The organism is Arthrobacter sp. MDT1-48-3, assembly GCF_054511015.1.
On the sequence record NZ_JBTNDL010000004.1, the window covers coordinates 415,970 to 435,759 of the forward strand.

A 19,790-nucleotide genomic window follows, 5' to 3' on the forward strand; every position below is an offset into this window, starting at 1 on the left:
CCCCCCACCGCATTTCCCGAGCCTGCCGGTTCCTCCCCCTCGATCCGACCCGTGGCGTCAGGCGGGGGTGATGGTGAGGAGGAGGTCTCCGCCCTGGGCGGGTCGGGTGCCGGTGAACGTGGTGCGCTGGATGGTGCCGGTGATGGGGGTGGTGATGTTGGCTTCCATCTTCATGGCTTCGATGGTGGCGACGGTGTCTCCGGCGGTGACGGCGGTTCCTTCGGTGAGGGTGATGGTGACGGACCCGGCGAAGGGTGCAGGGATGTGGCCGGGGGTGCCGGGGTCGGCTTTCTCGGCGGTCTTCACGTCACTGGTGGCGTTCTTGTCCCGGACGGCCACCGGTCGCATCTGCCCGTTGAGGGTGCACATGACGGTGCGCATGCCCTTCTCGTCGGGGTCGGACACGGCTTCGAGGGTCGCGATGAGCCGGACGCCCTTGTCGAGTTCGATGACGTGTTCGGTGCCCGGTTGCAGCCCGTAGAGGTAGTCCGCGGTGCCGAGCACGGACACGTCCCCGTACGTGTCCCTCGTGGCGGTGAAGTCCCTGGTGGGTCCGGCGAAGAGCAGTCGGTTCAGCGCCTGCCGGCGCTCGGCGGGCGTCCCGGCGAGGTCCTTCCGGTCCTCGGCGGTGATGTCCGCGTCGCGTGGTTTGAGTTCGCGTCCCTTCAGGGCTTTGCTCCGGAAGGGTTCGGGCCAGCCGCCGGGCGGGTTGCCGAGGTCTCCGTTGAGGAATCCGATGACCGAATCGGGGATGTCGTAGTCCTGCGGGTTGTCCTGGAACGCGGCGGGGTCGGCGTTGGAGCCGACCAGGGCCAGGGCGAGGTCCCCGACGACCTTGGAGGACGGGGTGACTTTCACCAGGCGGCCCAAGATCCTGTCGGCCGCCGTGTACATGTCCTCGATCGCCTCGAAGCGCTCCCCCAGTCCGAGCGCGATGGCCTGCTGCTTGAGGTTGGAGAGCTGCCCGCCGGGGATCTCGTGCCGGTAGACCCGACCGGTGGGGCCGGGCAGGCCGGACTCGAACGGGGCGTACATGCGCCGCACGGCCTCCCAGTAGGGTTCCAGCGCGCACACGGCATCCAGGTCCAGGCCGGTGTCCCGGGGCGTGTGGGCCAGGGCCGCGACCAGGGCCGAGGCGGAGGGCTGGCTGGTGGTCCCGGCCAGGGGTGCGCTGGCCACGTCCACGGCGTCCACCCCGGCGTCGACCGCGGCCAGGAGGGTCGCGAGCTGGCCGCCGGCGGTGTCGTGGGTGTGCAGGTGCACGGGCACCTCGAAGCGGTCCCGCAGGGCGGTCACCAGTTTCGCGGCCGCGGCGGGACGCAGGAGCCCGGCCATGTCCTTGATCGCCAGGATGTGCGCCCCGGCGTCCACGATCCGCTGGGCGAGGTCGAGGTAGTAGTCCAGGGTGTAGAGCGTCTCGGCGGGGTCGAGCATGTCGGCCGTGTAGCACAGGGCGACCTCGGCGACCGCGGTCCCGGTGTCCCGGACCGCGCGGATGGCCGGTTCCATCTGGGACACGTCGTTCAGCGCGTCGAAGATCCTGAAGATGTCGATACCCGACGCGGCCGCTTCCTGCACGAAGGCCGTGGTGACGGCTTCGGGATAGGGGGTGTAGCCGACGGTGTTCCGGCCGCGCAGCAGCATCTGCAGGCAGATGTCCGGGATCTGGCGGCGCAGCGCGTCCAGGCGCTCCCACGGGTCCTCCCCCAGGAACCGCAGCGCCACGTCATAAGTCGCCCCGCCCCACGCCTCCACCGACAGCAATCCCGGGGTCAGCGCCGACACCGACGCACCCGCGGCGACCAGGTCACGGGTCCGCACCCGTGTGGCCAGCAGCGACTGGTGCGCGTCCCGGAACGTCGTGTCCGTCACCGCCACAGCGGTCTGCTCCCGCAACGCCCGCGCGAAGCCCTCCGGCCCGAGCTCCAGCAGGCGCTGCCGGCTCCCCATCGGAGCCTGCGCGTCCTGCCGGTCCTCGGGCTCACCGTGGGCCAGGGCGGTCGATGCGGGCAGTTCGGGGAGTTTCTCCCGTGGGTCGAGGTGCGCGGGCCGTGCCCCGTTGGGCTGGTTCACGGTCACGTCCGCGAGCCAGGTGAGCAGCTTCGTGCCCCGGTCGGCCGGGATGCGGGCGGTGAGCAGTTCGGGACGCTCGTCGATGAAGGAGGTGGCGACGTTCCCGGCGATGAAATCCGGGTCGTCCAGGACCGCCTGCAGGAAGGAGATGTTCGTGGAGACACCGCGGACCCGGAACTCCGCCAACGCACGCCTCGCCCTCGTGACGGCGGCCGGGTAGTCCCGACCCCGGCAGGTGAGCTTCACCAGCATCGAGTCGAAGTGCGGGCTGATCTCCGCCCCCGCATACACCGTCCCGCCGTCCAGGCGTACCCCGGCTCCGCCGGCGGACCGGTACGCGGAGATCCGTCCCACATCGGGCCGGAACCCGTTCGCCGGGTCCTCCGTCGTGATGCGGCTTTGCAGGGCGGCGCCGCGCAGGCTCACCGTGTCCTGCGACAGGCCCAGATCCGCCAGGGACTCCCCGGCGGCGATCCGCAGCTGGGACTGCACGAGGTCCACGTCGGTGACCTCCTCGGTGACCGTGTGCTCGACCTGGATGCGCGGGTTCATCTCGATGAACACGTGCTGGCCGGCCCGCTCCCCGACCGTGTCCACGAGGAACTCCACGGTGCCCGCGTTCACATAGCCCAGCGCGGTCGCGAACTTCACCGCGTCCCGGTGCAGTGCCTGCCGGATCCCCTCGTCCAGGTTCGGCGCCGGGGCGATCTCGATGACCTTCTGGTGCCGGCGCTGCAGCGAGCAGTCCCGCTCGAAGAGGTGCATGACGTTGCCCTCGGCGTCGGCGAGGATCTGCACCTCGATGTGCCGGGGCCGCAGCACCGCCTGCTCCAGGAACATCGTCGGATCCCCGAACGCGGACTGGGCCTCACGCATCGCCGCCTCCAGGGCCTCCGGCAACGCCTCGCGGGTATCCACCCGCCGCATCCCGCGCCCACCGCCACCGGCCACGGCCTTCGCGAACACCGGGAACCCGATCTCGTCCGCCGCGGCGATCAGCTCGTCCACATCGGCGCTCGGCCGCGAGGACGCCAGCACCGGGATGCCCGCCGCCCGGGCCGCGTCCAACGCCTTGACCTTGTTCCCGGCGAGCTCCAGCACGTCCGCCGGCGGACCCACGAACGTGATCCCCGCCTCCGCCGCCGCCCGGGCCAGGCCCGGATTCTCCGACAGGAACCCGTAGCCCGGGTAGATCGCGTCACAGCCGGCCTCGACCGCGACCCGGATGATCTCCTCGATGTCCAGGTACGCCCGCACCGGGTGGCCCTCCTCACCGATCAGATACGCCTCGTCGGCCTTCTGCCGGTGGATCGAGTTCCGGTCCTCGTGCGGGAACACCGCCACCGTCTTCGCGCCCACCTCATGACCGGCCCGAAATGCACGAATGGCGATCTCGCCACGATTAGCCACCAGAATCTTCGAGAACATCGTGCTCCTGCATCCTTGCCGGTCGGGTTCCTCACGCTGGACTGATCCTACCCGGCACGTCCGCCACGTCGAGGGCCCCTGACACGGCACGAAACGCACGGGGCGTCGTCGTCCCCGTGATGGGCATCCCTGCCGTTCCGGGCGTCGGGCGGGGCCACCCTATGATGGACGGGGATCAAGAGCGAGCCGCCTTCCTCCATGGCGGTTCCGGATAGGTGTGGGTTCGAACGTGCAGGTAGTGAGCATCAGCAGCCTCAAGGGCGGCGTGGGCAAGACGTCGGTCACCACGGGGTTGGCCTCGGCCGCACTTGCAGCCGGCATCCCGACGCTCGTCGTCGACCTCGATCCGCACGCGGATGCGACCACGGCCCTCGGCGTGAAGCCGTCGGACCAGACCGACATCGGGCGCCTGCTGAAGAATGCGCGGCGCGGCGACCTGGCCGGCAACACGGTCCCGAGCGGCTGGGTGGCGACTGCCGCCCGGCATTCGAGAGCGCGCACGTCCACGCTCGACGTCGCCATGGGATCCGCCTATTCCGGGATCTACGACCGTCCGGATCTCGGGCGCCGTGACCAGCGCCGGCTGGCGACGCTCCTGTCCCGCGTCGAGGGCTACAGCCTGGTGCTGATCGACTGCCCGCCGTCCCTCAACGGACTGACGCGCATCGCGTGGACCGCCAGCAACAAGGTCCTGCTCGTGGCAGAGCCGGGCCTGTTCTCTGTCGCGGGGACCGAGCGCACCATGCGGGCCCTCGAGCTCTTCCGCCGCGAATTCGCACCCGACCTCAAGACCGCGGGCATCGTCGCGAACCGGGTGCGCTCGACGTCGGACGAGCACACGTTCCGGCTCCGCGAGATGCGGCAGATGTTCGGTGGCCTGCTGCTGAGCCCCACGATCCCCGAGCAGGCGAACTGGCAGCAGATCCAGGGGGCCGCCCACTCGGTCCACCACTGGCCGGGTGAGTCGGCGCGCCAGGCATCGGGCTACTTCGACGACCTCCTGAAGAGCGTCGTCGATTCCGGCAGGATGCGGAGCCGCAGCCCGAAGCGCTGACCGGACCGATCCTTCAGGGGGACGAACGCCCCCGATCAGGGGGTGCGGAGCTTCCTGCTCCCGAGCCGCGCCGTGTCAGGGCGGGCGATGCCGTCAGGACGGACCCTGAGCCGGCTGTCAGCTGATCTTGCGCGTCGCCCGGCGCTTGCTGAGTTCGTCGCCGGGGTACTCCTGGTCGGGAGCATGCTCGCTCGGAAGGGCCGCGAGGCTTCCTTCGACCTCACGCCACACCCGGCCGACCGCTATCCCGAAGACGCCCTGTCCGCCCTGCACGAGGTCGATGACCTCGTCGGCGGACGTGCACTCGTAGACGCTCGCGCCGTCGCTCATGAGCGTGATCTGGGCGAGGTCCTCGACGCCCCGCTCACGGAGGTGCTCCACGGCGGTGCGGATCTGCTGGAGGGACACCCCGGTGTCCAGCAGGCGCTTGACCACCTTGAGGACGAGGATGTCGCGGAATCCGTAGAGGCGGTGCGTGCCCGATCCCGAAGCCCCGCGGACAGCGGGTTCGACGAGCCCGGTACGTGCCCAGTAGTCGAGCTGCCGGTAGGTGATGCCTGCGGCCTTGCAGGCGGTGGGACCGCGATATCCGGCGTCTTCGTCGAGGACGGGGAGGTCTTCCGTGAACAGTAAGCCCTGGGCGCTCGGCGGGACACCAGCGCCTGCCGGGCTGGATGCCTTGCCGGCGTCACCCTTCGGACTCACGTGCTGCCTCCTCGTCGGGTTCCCGGGGACATTTGCCGGGCGGGCGGAACCTCAGGATGTGCACTCAAGTGTGCCCCGGGCCCCCCGCACACGCAATGGGAACTGTATGCTTCGACGTTAGATCGCGGGAGGGTCGAGGTCAAAGATGCTGGGCCCCAAGGGTCGGCGTGTCGCCTGCGGCTCGCCGATCGCGCCTCCGACGGTGGGCCTGCAGCCCACCCGGGCCGTCAGCGCTCGAAGTCCTCGGGCTCGACATCGGCGAGGAACTCCCGGAACTGGAGCACCTCCTTCTCGGCGGTCTCCTCGGTGTCGCCGTCCTCCGCGTCCTCCGCGTCGGCATCGGCGATCTCGACGCCGGCGACCGCCAGGACCTCGTCGGCACAGTAGATGGGACAGGGCACGCGCAGTGCGACGGCCAGGGCGTCCGAGGCCCGCGAACTCACCGTCACGCCGTCACTGAAGACGAGCTGCGCGTGGTAGACCGTGTCCTCCACCGAGGTGATGCGTACCTCGGAGATCTCCTTGCCCGCCGCGGCGACGACGTCGACGAGCAGATCGTGGGTCATGGGCCGTGGCGGCACGATGCCCTGCTGCACGAAGGCGATGGCACTGGCCTCCGGCGCTCCGATCCAGATGGGCAGGTGACGCTCCCCCGCGGTCTCCTTGAGCAGGACCAGGGGCTGGTTCGACGGCAGTTCGATCCGCACGCCCACCACTTCTACTTCGATCACGGGATGCCGCCTAACTGTCCATCCGGGCTATCTGGCTGTGCACCAGGGCACTGTGCAGGCCGAGGCACAACTCGCTGATCTCACGCGCCGTCTCCGCGGCCCGCGCCTTCGATGCCACGTCCTTGCGGGAGGCGACGGGGGCGACCACCCGCTCGACGAGCCCGAGTTCGCGGTCGGCGGCCGCGCGGAACGGCCTCAGGTGGCGGGGCTCGATCCCGTGGCTCTCGAGCTGGACGCACGCCCTGGTGATCTTGAGGGCGTGCTCGTCGAAGCGGTTGTCCACGGCGGTGATCAGCCCGAAACTCACGAGGTCGTCGACGAGCCTCCGGGGCGCGCCCGCCTCGGCGGCGAGGGTCTCCGCCGTCAGCCTCCGTCCGTGCGCAGTGAGCTCGCGGGAGAGCTGGTCGGACACCACCCGCGGGGAGAGCGTCATGCCTCCGGGCAGCGAATCGGGACGTTCGCCGCGGTCGATCGCATCGACGTAGTCCTTGATGACCTTGAGCGGGAGGTACTGGTCCCGCTGCAGTGCGAGGACGAAGCGAAGCTGTTCGACATCGTGTCCGGTGTACTTGCGGTACCCGGCACGCGTGCGCTGCGGGGAGATCAGACCCTTCTCCTCGAGGAAACGGATCTTCGACGCCGTCACCTGGGGGAAATCCCCGGCCAGTTCGCGCAGGACCTCACCGATGTTCAGGACACCGGAGCCGGAGAGGCCGGACGCGACGCCGGCCGGGCGGCGGGCGGGTTGGGAGGAAGGCATGGAGCGGACTAGGCCTGCGCTGCGGTGTGCTGGGTGGCCTGGCCGGGAACGGTGCGCGCCGAGTAGAAGGTCAGCCGGAACTTGCCGATCTGCACCTCGTTGCCGTTGCGCAGCGCGACGGAATCGACGCGGTCGTTGTTGACGTACGTCCCGTTCAGGCTGCGGGTGTCCACGACCATGAAGCCGGTGTCGGTCCGGCGGAACTCGGCATGCTGACGGGAGACCGTCACGTCGTCGAGGAAGATGTCCGCGTTCGGGTGCCGGCCGGCCTTCGTGATGTCCTCGTCGAGGAGGAACCGGGCGCCGGCGTTCGGTCCCGAGTGGGCGATCAGGAGTGCAGAGCCTGCCGGCAGTGCCGCGACGGACGCCTGCTCCTCGCGCGTCAGGTGCCGCTCCAGTTCGGTCGTCGCGGCTTGCGGCGGCAGACCGATCGTCGTTGTCTCAGGAGACGTCATGTTCGGCTCTTCTCCATTCACGGCTGGATTTCCATCGGGCTCCATCGGTCTTTCCTCCCCTACTGCGCGGTGCGCCAGGTTGTCACCAGCCGCACCATCCCCGCTGCCTTCGCCGGGTAGAACTAGCCTACCTGCTGGGAGTAGTCGCCCGAACTCAGGAGGTTCTGCACCACGGAAGGATCGGCCACCTTGATCTCGAGCAGCCACCCCTCGCCGTAGGGGTCCGAGTTGATCAGGGACGGGTCGTCGTCGAGCGCCTCGTTGCGCGAGACGACCTCGCCCGCGACAGGGGCATAGATGTCGCTGACGCTCTTGGTCGACTCGACCTCGCCGATGACGTCCGAGCCGGCCACACTGGTGCCCTCCTCGGGCATCTGCACGTAGACGACGTCCCCTAGCGCGTCCTGGGCGAAGTCGGTGATGCCGATGCGCACGGTGCCGTCGACGGCGGGCTCACTGACCCATTCGTGCTCCGCGGTGTAGTAGAGGCCATCGGGGATGTTACTCATGGTTGCCTTTCGGACGCACGGGTTCCCGGGCGGCGGGACTGCCCGTCCGGGTACGGATACTGGTCGAGTATAGGCATATCCGGCGACGCCGTGACGCGCCTCTCACCTGCCCCGCGCGAGGGAGCTCGCCCTGCCCCCGGACATGCAAAAAGCCCGCCTCCGCCGGCCATCAAGCCGGTGGAAACGGGCCCTGCAGTGTCGGGATGACAGGATTTGAACCTGCGACCCCTTGACCCCCAGTCAAGTGCGCTACCAAGCTGCGCCACATCCCGATCGGCCTGTCCAGCAGGCCAAACCACTCGGATAACAATACAGCATTTCCCGGGCGGGTCAGCACACCGGCGAGGTGTCAGCGCTTGCGGCTGCGCTTCTCGCGGACGCGCATGCTGACCTCGATGGGTGTGCCCTCGAAGCCGAACGTCTCCCGCAGGCGGCGCGTGATGAAGCGGCGATACCCCGGATCCAGGAAGCCCGTGGTGAAGAGGACGAACTTCGGCGGACGGCTCGAGGCCTGCGTGCCGAAGAGGATGCGGGGCTGCTTGCCACCGCGCACCGGGTGCGGGTGGGCGGCGACGAGCTCACCGAGGAAGGCGTTGAGGCGTCCCGTCGGGATACGCCGGTCCCACGATTCGAGCGCGACGTCCAGCGCGGGCACCAGGCGGTCCTTGTGCCACCCCGTCAGCGCCGAGATGTTGACGCGCGGCGCCCAGTCGACGTGCGCCAGGTCCTGCTCGATCTCACGCTCGAGGTACCGGCGGCGTTCGTCGTCGAGCAGATCCCACTTGTTGAAGGCCAGCACGATCGCGCGCCCGGACTCGATGGCCATGTTCAGGATGCGGATGTCCTGCTCGCTCAGCACCTCGTCGACGGCGAGGAGCACGACGGCGACCTCCGCCTTCTCCAGTGCCGACTGCGTACGCAGCGAGGCATAGTAGTCGGCCCCCTGCTGCATGTGCACCCGGCGGCGGATGCCCGCGGTATCGACGAAGCGCCACGTGCGTCCGCCGAGCTCGATCATCTCGTCCACGGGGTCGCGGGTGGTCCCGGCGAGGGGATCGACGACCACACGGTCGGAGCCGGCGAGCTTGTTCAGGAGGGAGGACTTGCCGACGTTCGGTCGTCCGATGAGTGCGATCCGGCGCGGGCCGCCGGAGCGCTCGATCCCGCCGTGCTCGGAGAACTCGGGCAGGGTCTTGTTGACCTCGTCGAGCATGTCGGCGGTGCCGCGCCCGTGCAGGGCCGACACCGGCCACGGCTGTCCGAACCCGAGTCCCCACAGCACGGAGGCGTCGGCCTCGTTCTGGATGTCGTCGACCTTGTTGGCCACGAGGATGACGGGCTTCTTCTTGCGGCGCAGCATGCGCACGACCGCCTCGTCGGTCGCGGTGGCACCGACGGTCGCATCGACGACGAGCAGGACGGCGTCGGCCATGTCGACCGCGATCTCCGCCTGGTCGGCCACGCGCGCGGCGATGCCCTTCGCGTCCTGCTCCCACCCACCGGTGTCCACCAGGGTGAAGTTGCGGCCCGACCACTGGGCCGGGTAGGACACGCGGTCACGGGTCACGCCGGGGGTGTCCTCGACGACGGCCTCACGGCGGCCGAGGATGCGGTTCACCAGGGTGGACTTGCCGACGTTCGGTCGCCCGACGATGGCGAGCACGGGGTTGAGCCGGCCCTCCGCCTCGTCGTCGAAGTCCTCGTCCTGGCGGGCGAGGAGCGCTGCGTCCTCGTCGTCGAGCTCGTAGTCCTCGAGGCCGGCGCGGAGCGACGCGGCCCGCTGCTCGGCCTCGGCGTCGTCGAGCGTGTCGAGCAGCTCGCTGACCTGGTCCTGGCCGGTGGGCTCGTAGTCCTCGTCGGGTCCGGCGCCCTGGTCCGTCGCGTTCGGCGAAAGGTTCTCGCTCATCGTTGTTTCCTTCGGTTGGTGTTCACCGTCTCCCGACGGTAATCCTGGTGGGCTCGCGCCCGGAAGCTCTTGCGGTGGTGCTAGTGCGCGACCGTGCGCACGATGCCGAGGACCGCCGCGACGGTCTGCTCGAAGTCGAGGTCCGAGGAGTCGAGCGTGACCACGCCGTCCGCTGCCTGCTGGAAGTCGACCACTGTCGAATCCTTGGCATCACGCTCGGTGACCTGCTGCTTGAGCTGGGCCTCCGACTGCGTCCCGCCGAGCTGGTCGCCACGACGGCGCAGCCGGGCCTCCTCGCTCGCGGTGAGGAGGATCCGCACTTCGGCGTCGGGGGCGACGACGGTGGTGATGTCCCGCCCTTCGGCGACGATGCGGTGCCCTGCACCGGCGATCAGCGCACGCTGCCGGCGGATCAGTTCCGCACGGGCGCCCATGGTCGTCGCGACCGCGCTGACGGCCGAGGACACCTCCGGCTCGCGGATGGCCGCGGTGACGTCGTCGCCGGAGATCGTCACGGACTCACGGTCCGGACTGGTGCTGATGAAGAGTTCGATGGATCGCGCGGCCGCCTCGACGGCGACCCGGTCCGCCAGGTCGATGCCCGTGGCGATGCAGTGGAGCGTGACCGCCCGGTACATCGCCCCGGTGTCCAGGTAGGCGGCGCGCAGGCGCCGGGCCACCTCGCGGCTGACGCTCGACTTGCCCGACCCCGACGGGCCGTCGATGGCGACGACGAGGGACTTGCCGAGGCGGAAGCCGGAGTAGGGGCTCGACGCCACCGCCTCCCCCGCAGGCTCCGCCGCGTCGGATGTCTGCATGGTCTCTGCTGAGGTCTGAATCACTGCACTACCTTCCAGCCCCGCTGCACGAGGGACTCCGTCAGTTCTTGTCGTTTGCCTGGCAGGACGGAGAGCTCGGCGAGGCCCACCTCGCGTCCCGGGGAGTGTTCGAGCCGGAAATCCTCGACGTTGATCCCGGTGTGGCCGATCTCCGTGAGGAGCTTCGCGATCTGGCCCGGAACGTCGTCGACGAGCACGGTCAGGCGTGCGAAGGAGTTGGGCGGCGTCCCGTGCTTGCCGGGCACGCGCGCCTGGCCCGCGTTCCCCTCGGACATCAGCTGCGCCATGTCGAGGCGGGCGCCGCCCGCCGTCGGGTCCTCGAGCGTGCCGATCAGGCGGTCGAGGTCCTCGCGGACGCCGTAGAGGATGTCGACGAGCCGGGCGGCGTTGGCCGACAGGATCTGCACCCACAGGCGCGGATCGCTCGCGGCGATCCGTGTGACGTCCCGCAGCCCGTTCCCCGCGAGGGAGAGTGCCTGGACGGGTGAGTCCTGCAGCCTGCTCGCGACGAGCGACGACACCACCTGCGGGAGGTGGGAGATGAGCGCGACGGCCTCGTCGTGCTCCTCGACGGACATGCGTGCGGGCACGGCGCCGAGGTCGACGGCGAGCGACTCGGCGCGCAGGACGGCCTCGGGCGCGCTGTCGGCGTGTGCGCAGAGGACCCAGGGTGCTCCGGTGAACAGCTCGGCCCGCGCGGCGACCGGACCGGACTTCTCACGGCCCGCCATGGGGTGCGTCCCCACGTAGCGGGACAGGTGCGCAGCGGCGTCCGGGGTCGCCGAGAGTTCACGCAGGACGGCTTCCTTGACGCTGCAGATGTCCACGACGACGGCGCCGGGATAGGCCAGCAGTGCCCCGGCCACCACGCTGGCGGTGACGTCGGGCGGCGTCGCCACGACCACCAGCTCGGGTGACACCGACTCGCCGGCGCCCTGCGCCTGGCCGAGGAGCCGGCCCGCACCGATGTCGCGGGCCACCGCCTCCGTCGACGGCGAGCTGTCGGACAGGACGACGTCGAGCCCGCGCGCGCGCAGGCCCAGCCCGATGCTCGCCCCCAGCAGGCCCGCCCCGATGACCAGGACGGGACCGGCGAGGTGCGTTCCCTGTTCCGTGCGCATGGACATCGGCTAGAGGCCCACCGATGCCAGCAGGTGCCCGACCTCCTGGCGCCCGAGCACGCGGATGCTGCCCTGGCGCTGGTCGCCGACCCGGATGGGTCCGAGCTGGGTGCGCACGAGGCGCTCGACGGGGTGGCCGACGGCGTCGAAGAGCCTCCGGACCACGCGGTTGCGGCCGGAGTGCAGGACGACCTCGACGAGGACGTGGCCCGGCGTCGAATCGACGAGCTTGAAGGAGTCCACCTGAGCGAGTCCGTCCTCGAGCTCGATGCCCTCCTTCATCTGGGCGCCGACACCCTGCGCCATCGGTCCGCGGACCTGGACGAGGTACGTCTTCGGGACCTCGTAGGACGGGTGGGTCAGGCGGTTGGTGAGCTCGCCGTCGTTCGTGAGCAGGAGCAGGCCCTCGGTCTCGGCGTCGAGCCTGCCGACGTGGAAGAGGCGCTCGTTCTTGTTCTTGTTCTTCAGGAAGTCGCTGATGCAGGGGCGGCCCTCCGGATCCTCCATCGTCGAGACCACCCCGCGCGGCTTGTTGAAGACGTAGTACTTCAGGTGCTCGTCCAGCTGCAGGCGGATCCCGTCCACGTGGATGGCGACCTGCTCCGGATCGACCCGCACGCCGAGCTCCGTCACGACGGTGCCGTCCACCTCGACGCGGCCGTCGAGGATCATCTCCTCGCAGACACGGCGGGAGGCGACGCCCGCGAGCGCCATGACCTTCTGCAGGCGCACGCCCTCCGGGTTGTGGACGTCGATCTCGTCCGCAGGGCGGCTCGCACGCCTGGGTCTGGCCGGACGCACCGGTCCGAGATTCTGCCCGAACCGCTCGCGGCCGAAGGCCTTGGGTCCCGCGGGCTTCTGGCGTCCGGCGCCCTCCTGCCCGCCGGAGCGGGAGCCCGGCTTGGAGCCGGCAGCGGGGCGTCCTGGGGTCTTCGCGCCGAAGCGGCCCGACGGGGTTCCCGAGGACGGGCGGCCGGCGGCGGAACGGGCACGGCCCTCGGCGGAATCACGGCGTCCACCGCCCGCGGAGGCCGGGCGGCCTTCGGCGGAGCGGCCGCCGCGTTCTGAACGGTCCTGGGACGGACGGCCCTCGGACCGGCCGGCATCACGTCCGCCGCGGTCCTGGGACGGACGGCCCTCGGACCGGCCGCCGCGCTCTGCTCGCTCCTGGAAGGGTCGTCCCTCGGCCGGACGGCCTGCGCCCTGCGCCGAGCCGCCGCGGGGCGAGGACTTCCGGCCACGGGCAGCATCGGATGGGCGTCCGGTCGACCCGCCGCGGCGCGGCGTATTGCGTCCGGAACCGGATCCTGGCTGCTGTGTCATGTAGAAAGTCCTTCTCGTAGGTCGTGCTCAGTACGTCGTCTCGTCATACTCCCCAAGGCTCTCGAGGCCCGGCAGATGGGGAGCGATCCGGGGCAATTCGTCGACGCTGCCCAGCCCCAATCTTTCCAGAAAGAGGGTGGTGGTCCCATAGAGGACCGCACCGGTCTCCGGATCGGTCTCGAGCTCGACAACCAGTCCTCGCTGGAGCAGCGTCCGGACCACCGAGTCGACAGTGACGCCCCGGATCGCTGAGACCCGGGCACGGGACACCGGCTGGCGGTACGCGATGACCGCCAGGGTCTCGAGTGCTGCCTGTGAGAGCCGGGCTGACTGGCCGTCGAGCACGAAATCGGCGACAACGGAGGCGAAGTGCTTCCGGGAGAAGATGCGCCACCCGCCGGCGATGGTCCGTAGTTCGAAACCGCGCGGCGAAGTGCGCTCGGTGTTCTGGGGGCCGGACCCAGTATAGCCGTCGTACTCGCGCTGCAGTTCCACGAGTACCGCGTGCACCAGGGCCGTCGGACGCTCGAGCACTGCAGCGAGCTGTTCGTCCGTGACGGGGCGGTCGGCGACCATGAGGATCGCCTCCACCGCTCCGCGGAGCCCGCCCGGGAGTTCCTCGACGGGGATCTCCCCGCTGCCGGAATCGGCTCCGGTGGGCTCATCCATGCCGGCCCCCGTCACCGTGCGCTCCGACGAGGTCCCCTTCGAAGTCGCTCGTCAACCGTTCCGCGGTCCACCGGTGGTCCTCGGCGCTCCAGGTCACCAGCAGCTCGGACAGCGGCGCCGACTGCTCGAAGGAGATGGCGCCGTCCCGGAACAGTTCGAGCAGCGCGAGGAACCGCACCACGAGCACCAGGCGCGACGCGGCGTCCGCCGTCAGCTGCCGGAAGGACAGCGGGCCGCGGGCCAGCAGCAGGTCCTGGAGCACCACGGCCTCGTCCCGCACGCTGACCGGTGGTGCGTGGAGATGCTCGATGCTGACCTGCAGCGGCTGCTCCTGGCGCGGAGCCAGCACCTTTGCGGCGAGGGCGGCGAACTCCTCGGCGGAATGCTTCCACACGAGTTCGGGGAGGAGTCGGGTGAACGCGGGTTCGAGGGGGACGTCGCGGGGGTGGCGCGCGTCCTCCTCCTCGAGCCGCTGCGCGAGGTGCCGAGCCATCTCCTTGAACGCCCTGTATTGGAGGAGGCGGGCGAACAGGAGGTCGCGGGCTTCGAGGAGCGCGATGTCCTCCTCGTCCTCGACGGCGCCGGCCGGCAGGAGCCGCGCTGCCTTCAGGTCGAGCAGCGTGGCCGCGACGACGAGGAACTCGCTCGCCTCGTCGAGCTTCCATTCGCCCTCGGCGGCCTGGATCCTCCGGATGTGGGCGATGAACTCGTCCGTGACCTGTGCGAGGGCGATCTCCGTGATGTCGAGTTCCCGCCGTGAGATCAGGTTCAGCAGCAGGTCGAAAGGCCCGCTGAAGTTGGTGAGCTGCACCTCGAAGACAGGGCGACCCGTGGCCGCAGGCGCCGCAGTGTCGTCGCCGTCGGCCGCCGGGGCTGCGGCTCCGCCCCGGGTTCCGGGGTCCACCGTCGTCGGCAGTCCTGCCCCACGCGTGGTCATGGGCACCATCTAGCTGTACCGGGCGGACCCGGGGGCGATCGGCACTAGGGCGCTCCACCCCTGCTGATGAGCTCCTTCGCGAGCCTGCGGTAGGCGTCGGCTCCGGAGTGGTTCGCCGCATAGGACGTGATGGGCTCGGCGGCCACGGTCGCGTCCGCGAACTTGATGGTGCGCTTGATGACGGTCTCGAAGACCTTGTCCCCGAACGCCTCCACGAGGCGCGCGATGACTTCGCGGCTGTGCAGGGTCCGCGCGTCGTACATCGTGGCGAGCACGCCGTCGATCTGGAGCCTCGGGTTCAGGCGGTCCTGCACCTTCTCGATGGTCTCCACCAGCAGCGCGACGGCACGCAGGGCGAAGAACTCGCAGATCAGCGGGATGATGACCCCGTGTGCCGCGGTGAGGGCGTTGACCGTCAGCAGTCCGAGGGAGGGCTGGCAATCGATCAGGATGACGTCGTAGTCGTCCGACACCTTGCGCAGCGCGCGGTCGAGGACCTGCTCGCGGGCCACCTCGTTGACGAGCTGCACCTCGGCGGCGGACAGGTCGATGTTCGCCGGCAGCAGGTCGATGTTCTCGATCGCGGTGTGCTGGATGGCGTCGTGGATGGTCACCTTCCGGTCCATCAGCACGTTGTACACCGTCACGTCGAGTTCGTGCGGGTTGGTGCCGAGGCCCGCGGACAGGGCGCCCTGGGGGTCGAAGTCGACCAGCAGGACCTTCCGTCCGGCCTCCGCGAGCGCCGCGCCCAGGTTGATGGTCGACGTCGTCTTCCCGACGCCGCCCTTCTGGTTGACCATCGCGATGACCCGCGCCGGGCCGTGCGACTCCAGGACCCTCGGCTCGGGGAATTCCGTCACAGGGCGGCCGGTCGGGCCCAGTCCCGCGTCCACTGCGCTGGGCAGAGTTGTGGAACCATGTTCACTACTCACGTTGTTCTCCACGCTTCCATCAGAATCGGTGCGGGCCGGTCGACGATCCAACGCGAGCGGCATTTCTCATAGTCAACGGTACAACGCCCACGGCGACCGCCGTGGCGGGCCCTGCTGTTCGGGCGCGAGCCTTGAACCTCGACCAGAGGTCGAAGGTCGGTCCGACGGACGGGCGCCGAGTGCCGCGCCGTGCCGGCAGGCACCGGTTCGCGGCCGCCGGACGGAGACGGCGACGCCCCGGAAGCAATCCGGGGCGTCGCCGTCGTCTCGTTGCGGACCTCCGTCCGACAGGTACGTGCGTCAGGGAGCGGTGTTCCCCCGGACGGCGGCCTCGGTCCTGGCCTCCGCGCTGTCCTCGACGTCGTCGTTGTCGAAGCGGTGATCGGTGCTCATCGTGGTCTCGTCGAACGGCAGGCGTCCCTCGAGGACCTCGTCGACGCGGCCCCGGTCGATCTCCCTGGTCCAGGTTCCGATCAGGACGGTGGCGACGGCGTTGCCGGTGAAGTTCGTCAGGGCACGGGCCTCGGACATGAACCGGTCGATACCGACGATCAGGCCGACACCGTCCACCAGGTCGGGGCGGTGCGACTGCAGGCCGCCGGCAAGGGTCGCGAGACCGGCACCTGTGACGCCGGCCGCACCCTTGGAGGCGATGATCATGAAGATCAGGAGGGAGATCTGCTCGCCGAGGGCCAGTGGCTTGCCCAGGGCTTCCGCGACGAAGAGCGAGGCCATCGTGAGGTAGATGGCGGTCCCGTCCAGGTTGAAGGAGTACCCGGTGGGGACGGTCACGCCGACCACGGGCTTTGAGATACCGAGGTGTTCCATCTTCGCGATGAGGCGGGGCAGCGCCGCTTCGGAGGACGAGGTGCTGAAGATGAGCAGGTACTCGCGGCCGAGGTACTTCATCAGCTTGAGGATGTTGACGCCGGTGGCGAGCTTCAGCAGCCCGCCGAGGATGACGACGATGAAGAGGATGCAGGTGATGTAGAACGCGATCATCAGGGTGGCCATGCTGATGATCGCCTGGATGCCGGTCTCACCGACCACGGCCGCGATGGCGCCGAAGGCGCCGATGGGCGCGAGCCACATGATCATGACGAGGATGCGGAAGACCAGTGCCTGGATGTGTCCGATGCCGCGGAGGACCGGCTTGCCCGCCGAGCCCATCTTCTGCAGGGCGAAGCCGACGAGCAGCGCGACGAACAGGGTCTGCAGGATGCTCGGCCCGGTCAAGGCCGACAGGAGTGTCGTCGGGATGATGCTGAGCAGGAAGCCGACGGTGCCGCCCTCGCCGCCCTCGGCGGACTCCGGCACCTCGTAGGTCGAGGACGAGATGTCGAGGCCCTCGCCGGGCTGGATGAGGTTGCCCACGACGAGGCCGATGGCGAGCGCGAAGGTGGACATGAGGATGAAGTAGCCGAGTGCCAGGCCACCCACCTTGCCGACCGTCGCAGCCTTGGCGATGGAACCGATACCGAGCACGATGGTGCAGAAGATGATGGGGGCGATCATCATCTTGATGAGGTTGATGAAGCCCGTCCCGAGCGGCTTGAGCGCCTTGGCGAATTCGGGGGCGGCCAGGCCGAGGATCGCGCCGAGCACCACGGCGACGATGACCGCGATGTAGAGGAAGTGGGTCTTGTCGACCCGCTTGCGGGGTTGTGCGGGTCCGCTGTCGGACCGCGATGGCGCCATAGCCATGGTGTCTCCCTAGGTGTTCGGCCGCCCGGTGGCGCCGGCGGGGAAGGTCGTTCTTCGTCCGCGGGGGAGGTACCAGGAAGCGTACTGTTGAGTATTTCCCCCTCATCATCGCATCGGGCGTGACCGGGGTCACGATTGAGTTCATACTGGTCGTGGCCCGGCGCCGGGGCGCGGCGGCCCGGTCCCGGACCGGCAGGAACCGGAAGGAGCAGGATCACGGCGTGAGTCGATGGAGCCTCGCCCAGCAGTTCTTCGTGGCCCAACTCCTGTTCATCCTCGTCCTTGCCGCTGCCCTCTCGGTCATCCTCTACGCGGACGCCGAACAGGGCGTCAACGACGCCACGGCCGAACGCATGGTCGCGGTCGCCACGGCCATCGCCCTCGAACCGGCGGTCCTCGAAGCCGTCGAGGGGCCTGATCCCTCGGCCACCCTGCAGCCCTACGCCGTGGACGTCATGGACCGGCTGGGCGTGGACTTCATCACGATCATGGACACCGACAGGACGCGCTTCACGCACCGCACCCCGGAGCAGATCGGCAGGCCCTACATCGGCTCGGTCTCCGAGGCGCTGGCCGGTCGGACGCAGACCGAGACCTACGCCGGCACCCTCGGCCCGTCCATCCGGTCCATCGTCCCCGTGGTCGACGACGGCGGGGCGGTGCGGGCGATGGTCGCGGCGGGCATCACGGTGGATCGTGCCGCCATCGCACGGAACGCGCAGCTCCCCCTGGTCGCGTTCATCGCGCTCGGCGCACTCGCCCTCGGCGCGCTGGCCTCCTACCTGCTCAGCCGACGACTGCGGGATGCGACGCTGGGAATGGGACCCGCCGAGCTCTCGCGCACCTTCGTGTTCTACGATTCCGTGCTCCACTCCGTCCGCGAGGGCCTCCTGCTGACCGATGCGGCCGGCTCCCTCGTCCTCTACAACGACCAGGCCGCGCGGCTCCTCGGACTGGACGGGACACGGAAGCCCATACCGGCGTCGCACCTCGCGGTGGCACCGTCCCTGCGGGACCTCCTCGGTTCGGGGCGGCGGGCGCGCGACGAGGTGCACCTGACCGAGAGCCGGGTGCTCGTGGTCAACCAGGAACCCGCCGTCCCGCCGTCCATCCCCGGGCGGGCCGTCCATCCGCACGGGGCGCTCGGCACCGTCACGACCCTGCGGGACCACACGGAGATCGAGGCCCTGACCGGACAGGTCGAGACCATGCGCACCCTCACCGATGCCCTCCGCTCGCAGACCCACGAACACGCCAACCGCCTGCACACGATCGTGTCGCTCGTGGAACTCGGCAGGAGCGCGGACGCCATCGACTTCGCCACCCGGGACCTGCAGCAGTCCCAGCGCCTCACCGACGAGGTGGTCGAGGCCATCGACGAGCCCTTCCTCGCGGCCCTGCTGGTGGGCAAGGCCGCGCAGGCCAACGAGCGCGGGATCACCCTGACCTCGCAGATCGCACCCGACGCGCAGGCCGGGTCGCTGAACCCCGTGGACCTCGTGACGATCATCGGCAACCTCCTCGACAACGCCTTCGACGAAGCGGCCGGTTCGGAGGAATCCCGCGTCCTCCTCGTCGTCCGCCGCCTGGCGGGCGGGAACGGCACGGCCGAACTCGAGATCGTCGTCGAGGACAGCGGGAACGGCCTCCCCGACTCCGAGAAGGCGAAGGTGTTCGAGGTCGGCTACAGCACGAAGCAATCGGCGGAGGACACCGGTGCCGGCCGCGGTTTCGGGCTGGCGCTGGTCCGGCAGGCCGTCCAGCGCTTCGCGGGCACGCTCGAGGTGACGGACACGGAGGACGGCGGGGCCCGCTTCATGGTTCGGCTCCCCTACCCTGGGGCTCCCGCGGGCACCCCGGACCGGTCGGGTCCGCCGGCCGTGCGCCTGGCCGTCGACGGGGGCCACCCGTGAGCGCAATCCGTGTCCTGGTCGTCGAGGACGATCCGGTGGCCGCGGACGCCCATGCGGAGTACGTCCGGCGGCTCGACGGGTTCGAGCTCGTCGGCGTCGCCCGGAGTGGGGCGGAGCTCGCGGTCTTCCTCCAGCCGTCCGGCGAGGCACCGGGCAGGGCGGACCTCGTCGCGGACCTCATGCTGCTCGACATGAACCTGCCGGATGCCCACGGTCTCGACATCATCCGCCGGATCCGCGGGCTCGGTCTGCCGCTCGACATCATCGCCATCACGGCGGTGCGGGATCTGCACGTGGTGCGCTCCGCCATCTCGTCCGGCATCGTGCAGTACCTCATCAAACCCTTCACGTACTCGGCGTTCAGGGAGAAACTCGGCACCTACCGGGACTTCCGCCAGAACCTGGTGGAGCAGGCGACCGCCACCACGCAGGCCGAGGTGGACCAGGCGTTCGCCTCGCTCCGGCCCGCCACCGCCGCCACCCTGCCCAAGGGACTCTCCGCAGAGACCCTCCGCGCGGTCTCGCGCCTGCTGAAGTCGCTGCAGGAACCCACGTCCGCCATCGAGATGTCGGAGGCGCTGTCCATGTCCAGGGTCACCGCGCGGCGGTACCTGGAGTACCTCGCGGACCAGCAGTCCGTCCTCCGCACGCCCCGCTACGGCACGAGGGGACGCCCCGAGTTCGAGTACAGCTGGGCGCGGAACAGCGCGGACCGCTAGCCCTGCAGACGG

17 protein-coding genes and 1 tRNA gene are annotated in these 19,790 nt (G+C 69.8%); 3 read left to right on the plus strand and 15 right to left on the minus strand.

Translation table 11 applies throughout. From position 1 onward, the window contains the following. Window positions 1-57: 57 nt before the first annotated feature. On the minus strand, window positions 58-3,501 hold the full coding sequence (locus tag ACX80L_RS11840) for a pyruvate carboxylase (protein WP_459289860.1): 3,444 nt from the start codon (window positions 3,499-3,501) through the stop codon (window positions 58-60). Window positions 3,502-3,730: 229 nt separating this feature from the next. On the opposite strand from ACX80L_RS11840, the gene ACX80L_RS11845 reads away from it, so the two are divergent. Then, window positions 3,731-4,555 carry a ParA family protein gene (locus ACX80L_RS11845; RefSeq protein WP_208740900.1) on the plus strand — a complete coding sequence of 275 codons (825 nt, stop codon included), beginning with the start codon at window positions 3,731-3,733 and terminating at the stop codon, window positions 4,553-4,555. 117 nt (window positions 4,556-4,672) lie between these two features. On the opposite strand, the gene ACX80L_RS11850 is transcribed toward ACX80L_RS11845, so the two are convergent. The 14 genes from ACX80L_RS11850 to ACX80L_RS11915 form a co-directional block, all read right to left on the minus strand. After that, complete coding sequence (locus ACX80L_RS11850) at window positions 4,673-5,260, minus strand: MerR family transcriptional regulator (RefSeq protein ID WP_133081640.1); 588 nt, start codon at window positions 5,258-5,260, stop codon at window positions 4,673-4,675. Between the two features lie 227 nt (window positions 5,261-5,487). Next, window positions 5,488-5,991, minus strand: coding sequence for a bifunctional nuclease family protein (locus tag ACX80L_RS11855; protein ID WP_133081639.1), 504 nt, complete (start codon window positions 5,989-5,991; stop codon window positions 5,488-5,490). A gap of 10 nt (window positions 5,992-6,001) precedes the next feature. Next, window positions 6,002-6,751 carry a transcriptional regulator FtsR gene (ftsR, locus tag ACX80L_RS11860; protein WP_133081638.1) on the minus strand — a complete coding sequence of 250 codons (750 nt, stop codon included), beginning with the start codon at window positions 6,749-6,751 and terminating at the stop codon, window positions 6,002-6,004. A gap of 8 nt (window positions 6,752-6,759) precedes the next feature. Continuing rightward, a complete protein-coding gene (locus ACX80L_RS11865) occupies window positions 6,760-7,206 on the minus strand; it encodes an FHA domain-containing protein (protein WP_244186199.1) in 447 nt (148 codons plus the stop codon). Window positions 7,207-7,328: 122 nt separating this feature from the next. Further along, entirely contained in the window at window positions 7,329-7,715 is a 387-nt protein-coding gene (gcvH, locus tag ACX80L_RS11870) for a glycine cleavage system protein GcvH (protein WP_459289863.1), read from the minus strand. Between the two features lie 198 nt (window positions 7,716-7,913). Further along, window positions 7,914-7,987 (minus strand) — tRNA-Pro (locus tag ACX80L_RS11875). Between the two features lie 77 nt (window positions 7,988-8,064). Next, entirely contained in the window at window positions 8,065-9,621 is a 1,557-nt protein-coding gene (gene der, locus ACX80L_RS11880; protein WP_133081635.1) for a ribosome biogenesis GTPase Der, read from the minus strand. A gap of 80 nt (window positions 9,622-9,701) precedes the next feature. Further along, window positions 9,702-10,439 carry a (d)CMP kinase gene (gene cmk, locus ACX80L_RS11885; RefSeq protein ID WP_459289905.1) on the minus strand — a complete coding sequence of 246 codons (738 nt, stop codon included), beginning with the start codon at window positions 10,437-10,439 and terminating at the stop codon, window positions 9,702-9,704. A gap of 20 nt (window positions 10,440-10,459) precedes the next feature. After that, window positions 10,460-11,587: a prephenate dehydrogenase gene (locus tag ACX80L_RS11890; RefSeq protein WP_459289865.1), complete on the minus strand. Its 1,128-nt coding sequence runs from the start codon at window positions 11,585-11,587 to the stop codon at window positions 10,460-10,462. Window positions 11,588-11,590: 3 nt separating this feature from the next. After that, entirely contained in the window at window positions 11,591-12,904 is a 1,314-nt protein-coding gene (locus tag ACX80L_RS11895; protein WP_133081633.1) for a pseudouridine synthase, read from the minus strand. Window positions 12,905-12,931: 27 nt separating this feature from the next. Next, window positions 12,932-13,573, minus strand: a complete 642-nt coding sequence (gene scpB / locus ACX80L_RS11900) for an SMC-Scp complex subunit ScpB (protein ID WP_208740890.1) — start codon at window positions 13,571-13,573, stop codon at window positions 12,932-12,934. Next, window positions 13,566-14,510 carry a segregation and condensation protein A gene (locus tag ACX80L_RS11905; protein WP_459289867.1) on the minus strand — a complete coding sequence of 315 codons (945 nt, stop codon included), beginning with the start codon at window positions 14,508-14,510 and terminating at the stop codon, window positions 13,566-13,568. The genes scpB and ACX80L_RS11905 overlap by 8 nt, the downstream gene beginning before the upstream one ends. A 44-nt stretch (window positions 14,511-14,554) precedes the next feature. Continuing rightward, complete coding sequence (locus tag ACX80L_RS11910; RefSeq protein ID WP_459289869.1) at window positions 14,555-15,442, minus strand: ParA family protein; 888 nt, start codon at window positions 15,440-15,442, stop codon at window positions 14,555-14,557. Window positions 15,443-15,742: 300 nt separating this feature from the next. Beyond that, window positions 15,743-17,140, minus strand: a complete 1,398-nt coding sequence (locus ACX80L_RS11915) for a cation:dicarboxylate symporter family transporter (protein WP_459289907.1) — start codon at window positions 17,138-17,140, stop codon at window positions 15,743-15,745. A gap of 227 nt (window positions 17,141-17,367) precedes the next feature. Here ACX80L_RS11915 and ACX80L_RS11920 point away from each other — a divergent pair, with 227 nt between their 5' ends. Continuing rightward, window positions 17,368-19,059, plus strand: a complete 1,692-nt coding sequence (locus ACX80L_RS11920; protein WP_133081629.1) for an ATP-binding protein — start codon at window positions 17,368-17,370, stop codon at window positions 19,057-19,059. Then, entirely contained in the window at window positions 19,056-19,778 is a 723-nt protein-coding gene (locus ACX80L_RS11925; protein ID WP_459289872.1) for a response regulator, read from the plus strand. Before ACX80L_RS11920 ends, ACX80L_RS11925 begins: the two co-directional genes overlap by 4 nt. The last annotated feature ends 12 nt before the right edge of the window (window positions 19,779-19,790 follow it).

Excerpts from the sequence above, each read along its gene's own strand:
- ACX80L_RS11840 (WP_459289860.1), bottom strand. The coding sequence starts at position 3,501 with ATGTTCTCGAAGATTCTGGTGGCTAATCGTGGCGAGATCGCCATTCGT.
- ftsR (WP_133081638.1), bottom strand. The coding sequence starts at position 6,751 with ATGCCTTCCTCCCAACCCGCCCGCCGCCCGGCCGGCGTCGCGTCCGGC.
- ACX80L_RS11865 (WP_244186199.1), bottom strand. The coding sequence starts at position 7,206 with ATGACGTCTCCTGAGACAACGACGATCGGTCTGCCGCCGCAAGCCGCG.
- gcvH (WP_459289863.1), bottom strand. The coding sequence starts at position 7,715 with ATGAGTAACATCCCCGATGGCCTCTACTACACCGCGGAGCACGAATGG.
- der (WP_133081635.1), bottom strand. The coding sequence starts at position 9,621 with ATGAGCGAGAACCTTTCGCCGAACGCGACGGACCAGGGCGCCGGACCC.
- cmk (WP_459289905.1), bottom strand. The coding sequence starts at position 10,439 with ATGCAGACATCCGACGCGGCGGAGCCTGCGGGGGAGGCGGTGGCGTCG.
- ACX80L_RS11890 (WP_459289865.1), bottom strand. The coding sequence starts at position 11,587 with ATGTCCATGCGCACGGAACAGGGAACGCACCTCGCCGGTCCCGTCCTG.
- ACX80L_RS11895 (WP_133081633.1), bottom strand. The coding sequence starts at position 12,904 with ATGACACAGCAGCCAGGATCCGGTTCCGGACGCAATACGCCGCGCCGC.
- scpB (WP_208740890.1), bottom strand. The coding sequence starts at position 13,573 with ATGGATGAGCCCACCGGAGCCGATTCCGGCAGCGGGGAGATCCCCGTC.
- ACX80L_RS11905 (WP_459289867.1), bottom strand. The coding sequence starts at position 14,510 with ATGACCACGCGTGGGGCAGGACTGCCGACGACGGTGGACCCCGGAACC.
- ACX80L_RS11915 (WP_459289907.1), bottom strand. The coding sequence starts at position 17,140 with ATGGCGCCATCGCGGTCCGACAGCGGACCCGCACAACCCCGCAAGCGG.